This window comes from Rhizobium sp. UFLA01-1127, assembly GCF_059803845.1.
The window spans coordinates 1-14,518 of sequence record NZ_JAUQTZ010000038.1 but is presented as its reverse complement, the minus strand read 5'-3'; the positions used below and the strand labels follow the sequence as shown (position 1 = coordinate 14,518).

16 protein-coding genes are annotated in these 14,518 nt (G+C 60.9%); 11 read left to right on the top strand and 5 right to left on the bottom strand.

Annotated features, from left to right (window positions below; all coding sequences use genetic code 11):
* Positions 1 to 2: 2 nt before the first annotated feature.
* Genes Q4Q11_RS12100 through Q4Q11_RS12085 form a run of 4 tightly spaced genes read right to left on the bottom strand, consistent with a single transcriptional unit; the run spans position 3 to position 4,040 of the window.
* Positions 3 to 821: an amino acid ABC transporter substrate-binding protein gene (locus tag Q4Q11_RS12100; protein ID WP_113215533.1), complete on the bottom strand. Its 819-nt coding sequence runs from the start codon at positions 819 to 821 to the stop codon at positions 3 to 5.
* A 14-nt stretch (positions 822 to 835) separates the two neighbouring features.
* A complete protein-coding gene (locus Q4Q11_RS12095; protein ID WP_113215532.1) occupies positions 836 to 1,576 on the bottom strand; it encodes an amino acid ABC transporter ATP-binding protein in 741 nt (246 codons plus the stop codon).
* An 8-nt stretch (positions 1,577 to 1,584) separates the two neighbouring features.
* Positions 1,585 to 3,054: an NAD(P)-binding domain-containing protein gene (locus Q4Q11_RS12090; RefSeq protein WP_498569620.1), complete on the bottom strand. Its 1,470-nt coding sequence runs from the start codon at positions 3,052 to 3,054 to the stop codon at positions 1,585 to 1,587.
* Positions 3,051 to 4,040 (bottom strand): LysR family transcriptional regulator, encoded by a 990-nt coding sequence (locus Q4Q11_RS12085; RefSeq protein ID WP_112508124.1) that lies wholly within the window; start codon positions 4,038 to 4,040, stop codon positions 3,051 to 3,053. The genes Q4Q11_RS12090 and Q4Q11_RS12085 overlap by 4 nt, the downstream gene beginning before the upstream one ends.
* Before the next feature lie 154 nt (positions 4,041 to 4,194).
* On the opposite strand from Q4Q11_RS12085, the gene Q4Q11_RS12080 reads away from it, so the two are divergent.
* Both Q4Q11_RS12080 and Q4Q11_RS12075 read left to right on the top strand, forming a co-directional pair.
* Positions 4,195 to 4,677, top strand: coding sequence for a CMD domain-containing protein (locus Q4Q11_RS12080; RefSeq protein ID WP_498569619.1), 483 nt, complete (start codon positions 4,195 to 4,197; stop codon positions 4,675 to 4,677).
* The gene (locus Q4Q11_RS12075; RefSeq protein ID WP_112508079.1) at positions 4,674 to 5,249 is read left to right on the top strand and encodes a peroxidase-related enzyme; all 576 of its coding nucleotides are present in this window, start codon (positions 4,674 to 4,676) and stop codon (positions 5,247 to 5,249) included. The genes Q4Q11_RS12080 and Q4Q11_RS12075 overlap by 4 nt, the downstream gene beginning before the upstream one ends.
* 226 nt (positions 5,250 to 5,475) lie before the next feature.
* Here the strand turns inward: Q4Q11_RS12075 and Q4Q11_RS12070 are convergent, their stop codons facing one another.
* Entirely contained in the window at positions 5,476 to 6,024 is a 549-nt protein-coding gene (locus Q4Q11_RS12070) for a phosphatase PAP2 family protein (RefSeq protein ID WP_498569618.1), read from the bottom strand.
* 441 nt (positions 6,025 to 6,465) lie between these two features.
* Between Q4Q11_RS12070 and Q4Q11_RS12065 the strand changes: the two genes are divergently transcribed.
* The 9 genes from Q4Q11_RS12065 to Q4Q11_RS12025 all read left to right on the top strand — a co-directional run bounded on the left by Q4Q11_RS12065 (position 6,466) and on the right by Q4Q11_RS12025 (position 14,440).
* A complete protein-coding gene (locus Q4Q11_RS12065; RefSeq protein ID WP_498569617.1) occupies positions 6,466 to 6,801 on the top strand; it encodes a cupredoxin domain-containing protein in 336 nt (111 codons plus the stop codon).
* Positions 6,802 to 6,812: 11 nt separating this feature from the next.
* The gene (locus tag Q4Q11_RS12060) at positions 6,813 to 7,640 is read left to right on the top strand and encodes an FTR1 family protein (RefSeq protein WP_112508085.1); all 828 of its coding nucleotides are present in this window, start codon (positions 6,813 to 6,815) and stop codon (positions 7,638 to 7,640) included.
* A gap of 391 nt (positions 7,641 to 8,031) precedes the next feature.
* Positions 8,032 to 8,742: a DUF930 domain-containing protein gene (locus tag Q4Q11_RS12055; RefSeq protein ID WP_498569616.1), complete on the top strand. Its 711-nt coding sequence runs from the start codon at positions 8,032 to 8,034 to the stop codon at positions 8,740 to 8,742.
* A 194-nt stretch (positions 8,743 to 8,936) separates the two neighbouring features.
* Positions 8,937 to 9,242 (top strand): hypothetical protein, encoded by a 306-nt coding sequence (locus Q4Q11_RS12050; protein ID WP_498569615.1) that lies wholly within the window; start codon positions 8,937 to 8,939, stop codon positions 9,240 to 9,242.
* 22 nt (positions 9,243 to 9,264) lie between these two features.
* A complete protein-coding gene (locus Q4Q11_RS12045; protein ID WP_498569614.1) occupies positions 9,265 to 9,642 on the top strand; it encodes a hypothetical protein in 378 nt (125 codons plus the stop codon).
* A 109-nt stretch (positions 9,643 to 9,751) separates the two neighbouring features.
* Positions 9,752 to 11,233 (top strand): multicopper oxidase family protein, encoded by a 1,482-nt coding sequence (locus Q4Q11_RS12040; RefSeq protein ID WP_498569613.1) that lies wholly within the window; start codon positions 9,752 to 9,754, stop codon positions 11,231 to 11,233.
* 55 nt (positions 11,234 to 11,288) lie between these two features.
* Positions 11,289 to 11,555, top strand: a complete 267-nt coding sequence (locus tag Q4Q11_RS12035) for a DUF2933 domain-containing protein (protein ID WP_113215524.1) — start codon at positions 11,289 to 11,291, stop codon at positions 11,553 to 11,555.
* Complete coding sequence (locus Q4Q11_RS12030) at positions 11,548 to 12,225, top strand: methyltransferase family protein (protein WP_498569612.1); 678 nt, start codon at positions 11,548 to 11,550, stop codon at positions 12,223 to 12,225. Before Q4Q11_RS12035 ends, Q4Q11_RS12030 begins: the two co-directional genes overlap by 8 nt.
* Positions 12,218 to 14,440 carry a copper-transporting P-type ATPase gene (locus tag Q4Q11_RS12025; RefSeq protein WP_498569611.1) on the top strand — a complete coding sequence of 741 codons (2,223 nt, stop codon included), beginning with the start codon at positions 12,218 to 12,220 and terminating at the stop codon, positions 14,438 to 14,440. The genes Q4Q11_RS12030 and Q4Q11_RS12025 overlap by 8 nt, the downstream gene beginning before the upstream one ends.
* Positions 14,441 to 14,518 lie beyond the last annotated feature (78 nt).

Below are 14,518 nucleotides of genomic sequence, written 5' to 3'. Positions count from 1 at the left end.
CCTCACTTCATGTACGCGGTGATGTCCTCGCCGAACCATTTCTGCGAGAGTTTTGCGAGCGTGCCGTCGGCTTTCAGCTCCTTCAGGGCCTTGTCGATACCGTCGGCAAGCGCCTTGTTCTCCTCGGAGCGATGGATCAGGACGAAGGTGTTGTTGATCGCGACAGGTTCGCTCGCCTGTATGTTCAGCTTCTGCTGGTCGATCACGGTCTGCTCGCCAAGGTTCGAGGGCAGGACCAGCGCGTCATACTTGCCGTTTTCGACCTCCTTCAGACGGTCCGGATAGGGGACACCAGCGCTCGAAGCCGTGATTTCGATCTTGTAATTGGGGTTCTGCTCCTGCCACGCGGTGGCGAACTTGTAGATGCCGCCGCCTGCCGTGACGGGCACGATCTTCTTGCCGACGAGGTCCTTCATTTCCTTGATGCCGCCGTCCTTGCGGCTGTAGATCTTGATCAGGCTGGCGCCAATCGGGGCATCCGGAATGAGGAACTGCTTTTCGCGTGCGGGCGCACGGTAGTAGCCGCCGGTGGCGATGTCGTACTTGCCGGTGGCAAGACCCGTTTCCTGTGCAATGTCGGCAGCACCTTCCATCACGAATTTGTACTGCGGCAGCTTGGCGTTGATCGCCTTCAGCACGTCAGGCTCATAGCCCTGCGGCTCGACGCCGATAGCGCCCCAGGAAAGCGGCTTCGATTCTGCCGCGGTGGCGATCTTGATCGTGCGCACGTCCTCAGCAAAGGAGGCGGTTGCGAAGGCGATCGCAACGCCTGCTACGGCGAGACCGAGACGACGGCGCGAGATTGAACCCATGGAAGTCATTTCAGGCATCCTTTCTACTGGATCGCGCGTTCGGAATTCAAAAACTGAGCGAGGCGCGGGTTGGAGGGGGTGTCGAAGATTTCGGTAGGCGTGCCGTCGGCTGCGACGACACCCCGGTCCATGAAGACGATGCGGTTCGAGATGTTCTTGGCGAATTGCATCTCGTGAGTGACGAGAAGCGAGGTGATGCCCGAGGACGTCACATCCTTGATCACCTTCAGAACCTCGTTCACCAGTTCGGGGTCAAGCGACGAGGTCGGCTCGTCGAAAAGCATCACGTCCGGCTTGACCGCGAGCGCTCTGGCGATGCCCGTTCTCTGGAGCTGGCCGCCGGAGAGCTGGGAGGGATAGTTGTCGAGCTTGTCGGACAGCCCCACTCGCTCGAGTTCCTGCAGCGCAATGGCGCGGGCCTCGTCCTTCGACTTGCGCTGCACGACGACGAGCGGGTCCATGACGTTCTGGATGACCGTCATGTTCTTGAAGACGTTGAACTGCTGGAACACCATTGCGGTGCGCAGACGAATAGCTTGCACGGAGTTCTTGTCCGGCTTGGCGAAATCCATCCGCACATTGTCGAAATCGATCGTTCCCGACTGCGGCTTCACGAGGTGGTTGATACACTTCAGAAGCGTCGTCTTGCCCGTCCCGCTCGGACCGATGATCGACACGACGTCCCCGCGCTTCACCGACAGGTCGACGCCGTTCAGGATCTGCGTGCTTCCGTAGGCCAGTTTCAGGTTCTTGATCTCAAGCATCTGTGGTCTCAGGTCCTTTCGGAGGAAAGTTCAGAAAGCGCTTCGTCCTCAGCCCACTCGTCTCCGAGGAGTTCCGGTGTGTCGAAGGCCTGGAGGCTTGCGAAATGCTTCTCACGGTCTTCGACGAAGAGCGATCTGACGATGCCGCGCGCCAGGCGGTCAGCGCCTTCGCTGATTGCGGGAATGTCGCCGGTGAGCTTGCCGTGGCTGAGGGTCGCCGGGAAATTGAAGCAGTGAATTTTCGACAAAGTCGGGCATGAACCCGGCTGCCTTTCGAGGAACTCGAATGCGCCGCCAAGATCCGGCGATCCCTCGAGTTCGCCATTCTCCATGCCAGCGGGCGTCGGGAAGCGGTCGCGCCAGAGACGAATATGCGGTTCGAAGGCAGCGAGTTCCGGGCGATTGGTCAGGTCGATCTTGAAACCCGTTCCGAAGATCAAGAAGTCGACCGCGTAGCTGCCCTTCGGTGTTGTCACGATGACATGATCGTCTTCCTGCTTCAGGTCCGTGATGGGGCTCCCAAGATGGAGATGAGCCTGCTCGAACGAGCTGACGCGCAGGACGCTTGGCCGAGGCGGTGGCGTCTGCTGGCCCATGGCATAGTTGAGGAAGCGCCACTTCCATTCGTCCGGCAGCCCGGCGAATCCATGGACCACGCCTTGGCTGCCGATGCCAGTGAACTTGTTGATGCGCGGCAGCTCCCTGCGGCGCACGAACATGTCGAGACGTGCGGCTCCACCTTCGAGCGCGGTCGCGGCATTGTCCATTGCCGAGGCGCCGGCACCAATCACGCCTATCCGCTTGCCGCGCAGCATCGCGAAATCGATATCGTCGGCGGTATGCGCCCAGAATTTCTGATCGATGCTTTTCGCAATATCGGGCACGAACGGGCCGCCCAGACCATCGCGGCCGGTCGCCAGCACCACATGACGGGCGACGATCTTCTCCTTTTTGCTGTCCTCGCTACAGATGAGATCGAGCATACCGTCGGTGCGTGGCAGTACGGAGTTCACGGAGAGGCCGTTGCGGACGGGCAGATCGAGCACCTTGCGGTACCAGATCAGATATTCCATCCAGGTCTCACGCGGCGCGCGGTCAAGCGCGACCCATGCTTCGCGGCCGAAGCAGGCCTCGTAGTAGGCGCGGAACGTCAGGGCCGGCAGCCCCATCGCGGGACCCGTAAGCACCTTGGGGGAACGCAGGGTGCGCATGCGGGCGAAGGTGACCCACGGCCCCTCCTGGCCTGCAGGTGCCTTGTCGAGGACGAGGTGGTTGGCGACGCCCATACGCTTCAGCATGCCGGAGGCGACGAGGCCCGCCATGCCGCCGCCGATGATGACGACGTCGACGACGGTCCGCCCATCGACTTCGCGGGTAGGCACCCATGACTTGGCGGGCAGCTCGAGCCACGACAGGTCCTGACGCAGGCGCGCCTCGAGAGCTTCAAGATCGCCCGGAAGCTTGGAAAGGTCGCTCATGCGGGCGCTCCTTCGGAGGCGGCGGTCTGTCCGTAGACCGTGTCGGCGATCGCATCAGTGCCATTGGCCTCAAGCAGGCGGCTGCCGGGCATGGCCAGGGCTTCTGTCCGTGCTGCGTCGATCACGGCGGAGACCGTCGGCGAAAGGGGCAGCGCCGCAGCGGAAATCGCGCCAAACAAGAAGGGAATGTGCTGGTCGACCCTACGCATGACGGTCCCGTCCAGCGGCACGCCGCAGACAGTCGCGGGCTCGACGATCGCAACGCCCAATCCGGCGCGGACGAGTGAGAGTGCCGTCAGCGACGCGTTCACGTCGATGATGTGCTCCGGCGCCACGCCCACCCTTTCGAGAGCTTCGTCGATGCGGTGACGGAGACGATAGGGGTTGGCAAGCGTGATGATGCGGCGTTCCGCCAGATCCGCGAGGCGCACGACTTCATCCGCGGCCAGAGGATCTTCTGCGCCGATGGCGATGACACAGGGAGCCTCCGCGATCCAGTGGATCTCGAGGCCCGGATGTTCGAGCGGGAGGCTGGATATGCCCAGATCCGCCGACCGGGCGACCACGGCCTGCACGACGTGTTCAGCCGCGAGCGCCTGTACGTGCAGATGACCTGGTAAGAGATCAGACGGAAGCGCAGCCAGCGCCTGTGGCAGGATCCCGGCCGCGAGAGACGGCGTCGCGGCGACCGTCAGGGTTGCCGGTTCGTCGCGGCCGATCGCCTCCGCCCGTTCACGGATATGGATCAGGCTGGCGAGATGGCGCTCGACCTCGGCATGGAAGCGCAGACCACGCGCTGTCGGCTGGATCCGCCCGCTGCTTCGATGGAGAAGCGGGTATCCCAGGTCAGCCTCGAGATCCTGAATCAGCCGAGATACCGCGGGTTGCGAGCGTCCGAGCAGACGGGCCGCCCCGGTCACGCTGCCCGCGGACATTACCGCCGCGAAGGCTTCAAGCTGGCGAATGTCGATTGAGTTGCTATGCATATAAGACATCAACCATCATCCTTCATGTTTTGGAAGTATGAGTTTTCCATAATTTCGGTGGAGAATAGATAAATATTGCGCATTGAAACGGCGTATTCATGCTATTTTGACATAATGGAAATGAAATCTCCAGCGAGATGCAAAGGAGTCCGTTTTGACACTCATCGAAGCCCTCGCCGCAGTGAGGTCAGGCTCGGCGCTTGCCGAGGCAATGGAGAAGCGTGCGGAGATCCTGCGTTTGAGCGAGGCGGCCCATGAGGCGGTGCTTCTGCCCCGTGATCCAGGTGGCCTGTCGCATGGGCTCCGCGCTGCGCTCGCCGCCCGCATGGCCCGCCACAATCGCAACGACGCACTCGCCAGCCACTACGACGATCTCGTCGCGCGTGCCGGCGAAAGCGCGACCGCCGCGCTCGCCCAGCCCGGCACGAACGCGGAAGATGGGCGCATCGCCGAGATCGTCCGCCACGCCGATCGACTGACCATCGCACCACGGGAGGCAACTCGCGGCCATATCGAGGCATTGCGAGGCGCTGGCGTTACCGACGCCGATATTGTCCGGCTTTCGGAGCTTGCCGCCTTCGTGAACTACCAGGTGCGCGTGATCGCAGGACTGAAACTGATCGGAGCAAGACAATGAGCGAAGTCGTGCACAGCTTCACCACAAAGGTTCCGCGTTGGCAGCCGTATGTCGTTCCGGTCGACCTGGAGTCTGCAACCGACGAGCAGCGCGAGGCGATGCAGGTCACACCGTCCAACAAGGGCATCTCGCCCTATGTGCTGACACTCGCGCACGACCCGGAGTCGCTTGCGGTCCGCTCTCCCCTGTTCAATCTGATCATGTACGGCAAGGATGGGCTCTCGTCCGGAGAACGCGAACTCGGCGCCACCGCGGCATCGGTCGTCAACCGCTGCGTCTATTGCGCGGCCGTTCATGCATCCCGCTTCATCAGTCACACCAAGCGCAGCGACGTGATTGACGCAATCTTCGCGGACGGGCTCGATGCGGAGCTCGAAGAACACCTCGGCGCCATCTTCGACTTCGCTGCACGTCTTTCGCCGACGCCACCAGCGGCGACGGAGGACGACGCACAGGCGCTCGCCGATATCGGTCTTTCCGAGCTCGAATCCCTGGATCTCGTCCTGTCGTCCGCCATCTTCGGCTGGGCGAACCGCCTGATGCATACGCTCGGAGAGCCGATGGCAGATTGAATGGGGCCGGCGCATCCTCTCACGTTAGGGAGGAAAACACTCCCCTGATCTTTAGGCCGTCATTCCTTGTTAAACCTAACTCGCGCATGACAGTTTGCGATTTGGAATCGGTAAGCTGGAAATCCTGGCGGGAGGTTTTACATTTCACCTTCGATCACGGTGAAGCGAGGCGCGGTCGATCTACCCAAATTCTTAAGGTGTGGGTTTCGGCACGATGGCTCTGAAATTAGAGAATGCTTGTGATAAAGCGGTCGACTCGCGTTTCCGGCTTGTAGAGGGCCTTGACAATGGTTGCCGCGAGGGTCGCCGTTAGTGCGCCGCCGATAGCGTCGCTGATGTAGTGCGTGCCGATATAGACACGCGAGAGGGAGACGAGAATTGCGGCCAGAAGGAAGATGAGGCCGCGTTTTTGCAGACTATGAATTAGGAAGGCTGCGGCAATCGCAAAGCTCGCCGTCGCATGATCGGATGGAAATGAAGGATCGCTGCTGCGCGCGATCAGAAGGTGCGTAATTCCAGCGTCATAAGGGCGGATGCGCTGATCGAAAAGCAGAATGATCTGGTTGATCCCCAGCCCGATGAGGAAGGTCAGGCCGGCAGCGATCAGGATATGGCGCGTCTTTGTCCGCTCGGAGCCGGTCCACCATTGGGCGGTGACGGCCAGGACGAGCAACGGGACACCCAAGTTGGAGATGGTGATCACGACATGATCGAGAAGGCCGTTCCCGGCCAGACTGTTGATCCATCCGGTTATGGCGGCGTCGACTTTGTACATTTGGTCTCCTATCGTCTCGCGATGAGATGCCCGAATTGACTGACAGCTGCCTGAAGTATCGAGGCTGCGTCATGACCGCAGGCAGGCTTCAAGCCTTCTAGAGGCGCTCTCGAAGAAAATCCAAAAAAGGCACTCGATTACCTGAAGATTCTTACCCCACGTTTTTCCCACTCCCGGTAATGTGCTGGGGCTGTAAAGGTCAATGAGGACGCTCGCAGCAAGCCGTCTCTCGCGCCGCCGTTCGCCGTTGTGAGTGGCGCTTCCCACCAACTGAGATTTGAAACGCCGGCCGACGAGATCGGCATGAACCTGGCCGGAAGACGCCGGGACAAAAGAGCTTGGTTCCCAAGGCAATTCTAAGGTTGAGCGCCAAGATTATACTTTACATATTCATTCAAGTTTAATAGCTGAAATGCAGCCAATCCATTTGAGGAGATTTTTATGCGACGAATGCTGCAAATCACCGCCCTGGCTCTTATCGCCGCCGCTTTAACCGGGCCAGTTCGCGCAGAAACACAAACAGTCGAGATCATCCTCAAGGGAACGACCTTCTCGCCAGCCGAGGTAAAGATTCCCATCGGCCAGAACGTGATGGTGAAGTTCAAGAATCTGAATGCCGCTCCCGCTGAAATCGAGTCCAAGCCGCTGAAGATCGAAAAGGTCGTTCAAGGCGGAGGTAACATTACGGCGAATGTGAAGGCGAAATCCGCCGGCAAGTTCCTCTTCGTCGACGAATATCACGAAGATGTCGCCATGGGATATTTCATCGCCGAGTAGGGATTGCAGCCATGCTGGCCGCATTGATTATTGTTTTCCGGGAAATCATTGAAGCCGGTCTCGTGGTCGGAATTGTCGCCGCCATCACGCAGGGGATCGCTGGCCGCACGCTCTGGATCACCGCCGGCATCCTGGCTGGCGTCCTCGGTAGCTGTATCGTGGCGCTGTTTACCGGTACGATTGCGGCGGCCTTTGCGGGCTCAGGGCAGGAACTGCTGAACGCAGGCATCCTGTTCCTGGCTGTTCTCATGCTGGCTTGGCACAATATTTGGATGGCGCAACACGGCAGGGAACTTGCGGAGCAACTCAAGTCTGTCGGCAAGTCGGTTGCTGCCGGGTCGAAGGGCCTGGCTGCACTGGCTGTTGTGGTTGGGGCGGCCGTGCTGCGCGAAGGAGCGGAGGTGGTTCTCTTCCTTTATGGCATTTTCGTCACCGGCAACGAGGCACCTGTCTCGCTGGCGATCGGAAGTGTGTTGGGGCTCTGCCTTGGCGCCGTCTTGAGTTATTTAACCTTCCGCGGATTGGTGCGCATTCCGCCGAAGCACATTTTCCGCGTGACAGGTATCATGGTCACCCTGCTGGCGGCGGGCATGGCTGCACAGGCCATAGGTTTTTTGGAATCCGCCAATCTCGTCACTTGGCTGGACGCAACGGTGTGGGACACGTCAGGCCTTCTGTCCGAGGCCAGCATCGCTGGTCGGATCTCGCACACGCTGATTGGCTATATAGAACAGCCGACCTTGCTGCAGGTCGTCGCATATTTGACGACCGTGATTGTCATTGCCGGCTTGTCGCGGATGGCACGGGTCGCCAACGTCACCGTGCAATCAGCAAGATGAAGATTGCGAAAGGACGAAATGACTCGCGTCTTCGGTGGCGTTTGGCTCGCTGGCGTTGAGGGTCACGACCGGGCGGTTTGCGTAGAGTGCGATTGCCAACTCTGCTTCGCGCCTATGACAGCCTGTAAGCGAAACCGCCACTGTTCGATCATCCGCGATCATGAAGGGTCTGATCCCGTCACAATGAGCGAGTGCCGAGCGGAATGCGGGTCAGTCAACACGCAAGGGTCGAAGGAGATGTTCACCAGTCTCTCCTATCTCGCGCCCCAGCGCAGGAGTCCAGGCAGTTGGGCTACTTGCCTGCCCAAGCAAAAGCTTGCGCAACGACTGCCGTAGCTCTATCAGACACCGACGAGGGATCGGGCGCCCGTCTCGACGGCGATATTGTTGAATGGCTCTCAGCGATCTGCATCAGCGACGGAATCTCGGCCGGAGCTTTTCTGCGTCTGTTGCCTTGCACCTCTTCGTGATCTCGATGATTCTCGCTTTTGTACCTAGCAGAAAATCGCTGGAGCCAACGGAAGACAATGTTGTCTCAGTCGAGATCGTCGCTCCAACACAACTTGAAATGGTGCATCCCGGAGAAGCCGAAAAGCAAAGGGTACTTCCGACCGCGCCGAAGGAAGGTCCGGTAGCGAATACGGACAGCGACGTTGAGTACAAACCCGCTCCTGCCGACCAAACGATCGAAACGCCGAAAAGTGAGATGATCCGCGCGACGAAACTTTATGCGGCGACCAAGTTGGCGGCACCTCGCTCCACAAAGGCGCAAGCCGCGTTAAGAAAGCTCGGAACGCAAGAGAAAATGATCCAGCTTTGCAACATGGAGGCCATGGAGCAGATTGCCCGATGGGATCAGCAATATCGGCCAGAATACGTCGTTGCTTATGCAATGTCGGACCCTTTGCTATCGGCCGATTCCGTTGAGGCGCATGGCGCGGCCTTTAGAAGCCGAAAACACTGGTACAACTTGGAATTCAAGTGCTCTGTAACTCCGGATGTTGCGAGCGTCACGACATTCGCGTTCCTGGTGGAAAAAGAAATTCCAAAAGTGGAATGGTCTGACCATAACTTGACACCAGATGATGGGCCGGACGACTAAAAATTTGCGTCAGGATCAGGCAGCCCCCCGCGACCGCGCAAGCCGGGAAGCTGTTGCTACCGCATCCGTGCCCATATCGATCATCACATGTCCGTCCACCATCCTTGACCTGAATCAAGGATGCCAATGACGAATTGCCGGATGATCGAGCAATCGTCATAGCCGCAACGACGGCCGATGCGGAGGATGGTTCAATGGTGAACATAATTTTGCATTCACGCTCCGAGAGTTCCTCGGTTACCCCCGCGCATATCTCCATCGCGGCACTTGGCGCCACGCTTGCCATTTTCACAACGATCTCGTTCCTGCTATGCATGCTGCTGGGCTTCGTCGCTCCGGAATGGGGTCTGCACAGGCCATGGCTGCAGTTTTACCTGGGGCTTACCGGTTTCGATCTTCGAAGCCTAGCACTGGGCATCCTTCAAAGCGTCATCTTCGGCGGTTATGCGGGAGCATTGATCGCCGCGATCTTCAACTTTATCAGCCGACGCTTCGGCTGAGCGCGAAAAGGAACCCGCACACATGGCCGCCGACCGCCGCCGGTTCGCATGGATGAACGCAGTGCTGACCATGTTGGTCGCGCTTGCGCTGCTCCTCGGGCCAGCGGCAAGTGTGCAGGCCATGGCGTGCCATGACCATCTGGATCACACACAACAATCCAGCCTCGCGTATTCTCCCATTTTGAAGAGCACGCAGGCTTCGCTCCATGGCGGCTTCCATAGACCCGACCATAAAGGCTGCTGTGCCGTTCAGTGCGCCTTCTGCATCGTCATGGCGGCCGTCGATAGGGAGGATGGTCCCGCCGTCACAGGGTCCTTCCTCCATTTTGCAAGGGCTGATCAGACCGGCAGCGGTCTGGCGCTTGCACCGCCGCTCGGTCCTCCGCGTTTTCCGGTCTGAGAATGCCGAAGGCCGCTTCGCCGCGGCATTCGGTTGATTCCATGGGGCTCCTTACGGGCGCCCGAGACCAATGGTCGGCATCGCTGACCTGGAAGCAAGGATCAATACAATGAACCGTCGTGATTTTCTTAACGGCGTGATGGTCGGCGCAGCGGCGCTCGGTGCATCGGCCGCCCTACGCCCTATCCGTACTTTCGCACAGGCCACCAAATCTTCATCCACACGAAGCGCGCCGCGCAGTCTCTCCGTCGGCTATCGGACCATCGACGTCAAGGGCAAGTCAGCCCGCGTTTTCGGTCTCATTCAGCCCGACGGTAGGCCGGGGCTGGCACTGGACGCGGGAACCGAATTCGATGTCGCTCTGTCGAGCGCCATCGATGAACCGACCTTGATTCACTGGCACGGACTGACGCCGCCCTGGGAGGCCGACGGCGTGCCCGACAATCCAGCCGCACTCCTGAAACCGTCGGAAGTCCGCCGCTATATATTTCCGGTCGGCGCGGGCGGCACACACTGGATGCATGCTCATACGCTGCAGGAACAGAACCTACTTGCCGCTCCGCAGATCGTACGGACCGCGGATGGGCTGAGGCAAGACGAGCAGGAGGTAGTCGTCCTGCTGCACGACTTCTCTTTCCTGTCGGCGGAGGAACTGCTGGAGAAGCTGAAGGGCAGTGCCGCGCACGGCGCAACGCCGATGGGTCACGGATCGATGCAGGGGACGACTGGCATGCAGCAAATGATGTCCGGCAACCGCATGTCTAATATGGCGATGCCTGGAATGGCCGCCATGGACCTCAACGATATCGACTACGATGCCTATCTTGCCAACGACCGCACGCTCGACGACCCGGAAGTCGTGAGGGTCGAGAAGGGTGGCCACGTCCGCCTGCGCGTCATCAACGGCGCCACGGCGACCGCCTTTACGATCGACACCGGTCGCCTTGCCGGGGAATTAATCGCTGTTGACGGGCAGGGTATGCAGCCGGTTGCCGGCACGTCCTTTCCAGTCTCGATGGGCCAGCGTCTCGACATCCTTCTTAGCCTTCCAAAGGACGGCGGTGCGTTTCCCATCCTTGCCCTGCGCGAGGGAGCCGTGGAGCGTACCGGTATCATCCTTGCCAGCGCGGGCGCGACCGTCCGCAAGATTGCAATTGAGGGCGATGCGAAAGGGCCGGCCCTCGGGCTCGACCTGGAAGGGCGGCTGCGTCCGGTGATCCCACTGGTGCCGCGCCCGGCGGACCGCCGCTTCGAACTTTCGCTGACCGGCGACATGGCCGCCTATAACTGGGCGATCGACGGCGCGGACGGTCTCGTCGTCAAACGCGGTGAAAGGGTCGAGGTCGCCATCACCAACATGTCGATGATGGCGCATCCAATACATCTGCATGGGCACCATTTCCAGGTGATCGGTATTAATGGGGCTCCGGCCACCGGCGCCGTCAGGGATACGGTGCTGCTGCCGCCAATGGCAAGCGTCGTCCTTGCTTTCGACGCCGACAATCCCGGTCGCTGGCCGCTCCACTGCCATCATCTCTATCACATGGCGACGGGCATGATGGCCTACGTCACCTATGACGGCATTGGCTGACGCGGTTCAGGTAACCGCGAAGCTGTCTCCGAACTCATTCGAACGAGGCATCCCCATGATCGACAACCATTCCACATCTGCCTGGAGCACCTACAGCCGGACTGTCTTCATCGCCTTCGCCGCAATCGCGCTGCTTCTCATCGCCTACGAACATCGCGTGCATGTTCTCGGCATCCTGCCGTGGCTTCTCATTCTGGCGTGCCCGCTGATGCATCTCTTTATGCATCACGGCCACGGCGGTCATGGTAGCCATTCCGGCCACGACCATGCGGGCCATGGGGTCGGCACGAACCAGTCGAAGAAGGAGGCCGACGATGTCTGACACCCCTGCCTATGGACTCTGGAGCCTGGTGACCATCAATTCCGTGGTGTTCATCGTCTTCGCCGCGAGCTTCACCAAGCTCGAGACCAAGCGGGACTGGCGTTGGCTCGGCGCCTTCTCCGCCTTCATCGTCGCGCTCTTCACGGAGATGTACGGCTTCCCGCTGACCATCTACCTGTTGTCCGGCTGGCTCGGGCGGCATTTCCCTGGCGTCGACTTCTGGTCGCACGATGCCGGTCACCTGCTGGAGATGATGTTCGGCTGGCGTGTCAATCCGCATTTCGGGCCGTTCCATCTCGCAAGCAACGTCCTGATCATCGCGGGCTTCTGGCTGCTCGCGTCGAGCTGGCACGTCCTTTACGACGCCCAGCGCGAGCATCGCCCGGCGACAAGCGGGCCATATGCTCGCGTCCGGCATCCGCAATACGACGCCTTCGTGGTGATCATGATCGGGTTCCTGCTGCAGTGGCCGACCCTGGTGACCCTCGCCATGTTCCCGGTTCTGATCTGGGTCTACGTGCGCCTGGCAAAGCGGGAGGAGGAGGCCTCGCGGACCGAGTTCGGCGCTGCGTGGGACGCCTATGCGAGAACAGTTCCGCGCTTCATTCCGAGGTTCGGTCACCGGGCCGATGCCCCGGGACATCACCCGGGAGGAGCGATCCATGACTGATCATCACATGCATGAGGGCCATGCGCACTCCCGTGGCGGTCATCATGGCGAAGAGGAGAAGCCGCCCGCGCAGGCGGGCATCGGGCCAGAGACTCAAGAAGGCGTGATCTACACCTGTCCGATGCATCCGCAGATCAGGCAACGTGGCCCCGGCACATGCCCAATATGCGGCATGACGCTGGAGCCGGAGGTTGCGACTGCTGAGACTGGGCCAAGCGCCGAGCTCATCGACATGACGCGGCGGTTCTGGATCGGTCTCGTGTTGACCTTGCCTGTTCTTGCCCTGGAAATGGGTGGTCATCTCACGCGGTTGCACATGCTGCTCGGCGCGCAGCTTTCGAACCGGGTCCAGCTCGTGTTGGCGACGCCGGTCGTGGTCTGGGCGGGATGGCCTTTTTTCAAGCGGGCATGGGCGTCGCTCGTCAACCGCAGCCTCAACATGTTCACGCTGATTGCGATGGGAACAGGCGCCGCCTGGATCTACAGCGTCGTTGCCACGGCGGTGCCCGGCATTTTTCCGGATACGTTCCGTGCTGCCGACGGGTCTGTCGCGACCTACTTCGAGGCCGCTTCCGTGATCACCGTTCTCGTGCTGCTGGGGCAAGTGCTGGAGCTCCGGGCGCGCGAGCAAACCGGCGGCGCCATCCGGGCGCTTCTCGATCTCGCGCCGAAGACGGCCCGCCGCGTCAGGGTGGACGGCACAGACGAGGACGTTGGGCTCGATGTCATCGTGGTCGGGGACCGCCTGCGTGTCCGGCCAGGCGAGAAGGTGCCGGTCGACGGCGAGCTCATCGAAGGGCGCAGTTCCATCGACGAATCCATGATCACCGGTGAATCCATGCCAGTGACCAAGGAGGTCGGCGCCAAACTGATCGGTGGCACGCTCAATCAGAGCGGCGGTTTCGTCATGCGGGCGGCCAAGGTCGGGCGCGACACCATGCTGGCGCAGATCGTGCGCATGGTTGCCGACGCCCAGCGCTCCCGCGCTCCGATCCAACGTCTGGCCGATCAGGTGTCGGGCTGGTTCGTTCCGGTCGTGATCCTCATTGCTGTAACCGCCTTCGTCGCCTGGGGGATATGGGGACCGGAGCCGCGCTTCGCCTACGGCCTCGTCGCAGCCGTCGCGGTTCTGATCATTGCCTGTCCATGTGCGCTGGGCCTCGCGACGCCAATGTCGATCATGGTCGGCGTCGGCCGTGGCGCCCGGATGGGTGTGCTTATCAAGAATGCCGAGGCCCTGGAACGCTTCGAGAAGATCGACACGCTGGTTGTCGACAAGACCGGCACGCTGACGGAAGGCAGGCCGAAGGTCACGGCATTGAAGGTGGCGGGCGGTATTGACGACATGGAACTTCTGCGGATCGCGGCCACCGTCGAACGCGCCAGCGAGCATCCGCTTGCCACAGCCATCGTCGCGGCGGCCAAGAAGAAGGGACTAGCGCTCGGCGAAGCCAGGGAATTTGACAGCCCCGTCGGCAAAGGCGTTACGGGAACCGTCGACGGCAGGAGGCTCGTCATCGGCAGTCACAGGATCATGGCGGAAGCGGGCGTCGACCTCTCGGCCCTTGTGTCCGAGGCCGAGGCGCTGCGCGGCGAGGGGGCGACGGTGATTTACGTCGCCGTCGACGGCAAGGTTGGCGGTCTCATCGCCATCGCCGACCCCGTCAAGGCGACGACGCCAGCAGCATTGCGCTCGCTGAAGCAGGAGAACATTCGCGTCGTCATGCTGACAGGCGACAACAGAACGACGGCGCAGGCTGTGGCGAGAAGGCTCGGCATCGACGAGGTCGAAGCCGAAATCCTGCCAGAGGACAAGGGCAAGGTGGTCGCGCGCCTTCGAAGCGAGGGACGCGTGGTCGCCATGGCTGGTGACGGGGTCAACGATGCGCCGGCGCTTGCTGCGGCCGACGTCGGTATCGCCATGGGAACCGGAACGGACGTCGCCATCGAGAGCGCCGGCGTCACTCTGTTGAAGGGCGACCTGCAGGGCATCGCCAGGGCACGCAAGCTCAGCCACGCGACCATGAGCAACATCCGTCAGAACCTGTTCTTCGCCTTCATCTACAACGCCGCAGGCGTGCCCATTGCGGCAGGCGTGCTCTATCCAGCCTTCGGGCTGCTGCTGTCGCCGATCATCGCGGCTGCCGCCATGGCGCTGTCCTCGGTCAGCGTCATCGGCAACTCGCTGCGACTCCGCCGATCGGCGATCGACTAGATGTGGAGCCTCAAGAGGTTGTCGCTGGATAGATTGAGGCGACTGATGGGTGTCTTTGAATTTAGGCTGCCATGCGGG

Excerpts from the sequence above, each read along its gene's own strand:
- Q4Q11_RS12040 (WP_498569613.1), top strand. The coding sequence starts at position 9,752 with ATGAACCGTCGTGATTTTCTTAACGGCGTGATGGTCGGCGCAGCGGCG.
- Q4Q11_RS12070 (WP_498569618.1), bottom strand. The coding sequence starts at position 6,024 with ATGTACAAAGTCGACGCCGCCATAACCGGATGGATCAACAGTCTGGCC.
- Q4Q11_RS12095 (WP_113215532.1), bottom strand. The coding sequence starts at position 1,576 with ATGCTTGAGATCAAGAACCTGAAACTGGCCTACGGAAGCACGCAGATC.
- Q4Q11_RS12065 (WP_498569617.1), top strand. The coding sequence starts at position 6,466 with ATGCGACGAATGCTGCAAATCACCGCCCTGGCTCTTATCGCCGCCGCT.
- Q4Q11_RS12030 (WP_498569612.1), top strand. The coding sequence starts at position 11,548 with ATGTCTGACACCCCTGCCTATGGACTCTGGAGCCTGGTGACCATCAAT.
- Q4Q11_RS12025 (WP_498569611.1), top strand. The coding sequence starts at position 12,218 with ATGACTGATCATCACATGCATGAGGGCCATGCGCACTCCCGTGGCGGT.
- Q4Q11_RS12075 (WP_112508079.1), top strand. The coding sequence starts at position 4,674 with ATGAGCGAAGTCGTGCACAGCTTCACCACAAAGGTTCCGCGTTGGCAG.
- Q4Q11_RS12100 (WP_113215533.1), bottom strand. The coding sequence starts at position 821 with ATGACTTCCATGGGTTCAATCTCGCGCCGTCGTCTCGGTCTCGCCGTA.
- Q4Q11_RS12060 (WP_112508085.1), top strand. The coding sequence starts at position 6,813 with ATGCTGGCCGCATTGATTATTGTTTTCCGGGAAATCATTGAAGCCGGT.
- Q4Q11_RS12090 (WP_498569620.1), bottom strand. The coding sequence starts at position 3,054 with ATGAGCGACCTTTCCAAGCTTCCGGGCGATCTTGAAGCTCTCGAGGCG.
- Q4Q11_RS12045 (WP_498569614.1), top strand. The coding sequence starts at position 9,265 with ATGGCCGCCGACCGCCGCCGGTTCGCATGGATGAACGCAGTGCTGACC.
- Q4Q11_RS12035 (WP_113215524.1), top strand. The coding sequence starts at position 11,289 with ATGATCGACAACCATTCCACATCTGCCTGGAGCACCTACAGCCGGACT.
- Q4Q11_RS12085 (WP_112508124.1), bottom strand. The coding sequence starts at position 4,040 with ATGCATAGCAACTCAATCGACATTCGCCAGCTTGAAGCCTTCGCGGCG.
- Q4Q11_RS12050 (WP_498569615.1), top strand. The coding sequence starts at position 8,937 with ATGGTGAACATAATTTTGCATTCACGCTCCGAGAGTTCCTCGGTTACC.
- Q4Q11_RS12055 (WP_498569616.1), top strand. The coding sequence starts at position 8,032 with ATGGCTCTCAGCGATCTGCATCAGCGACGGAATCTCGGCCGGAGCTTT.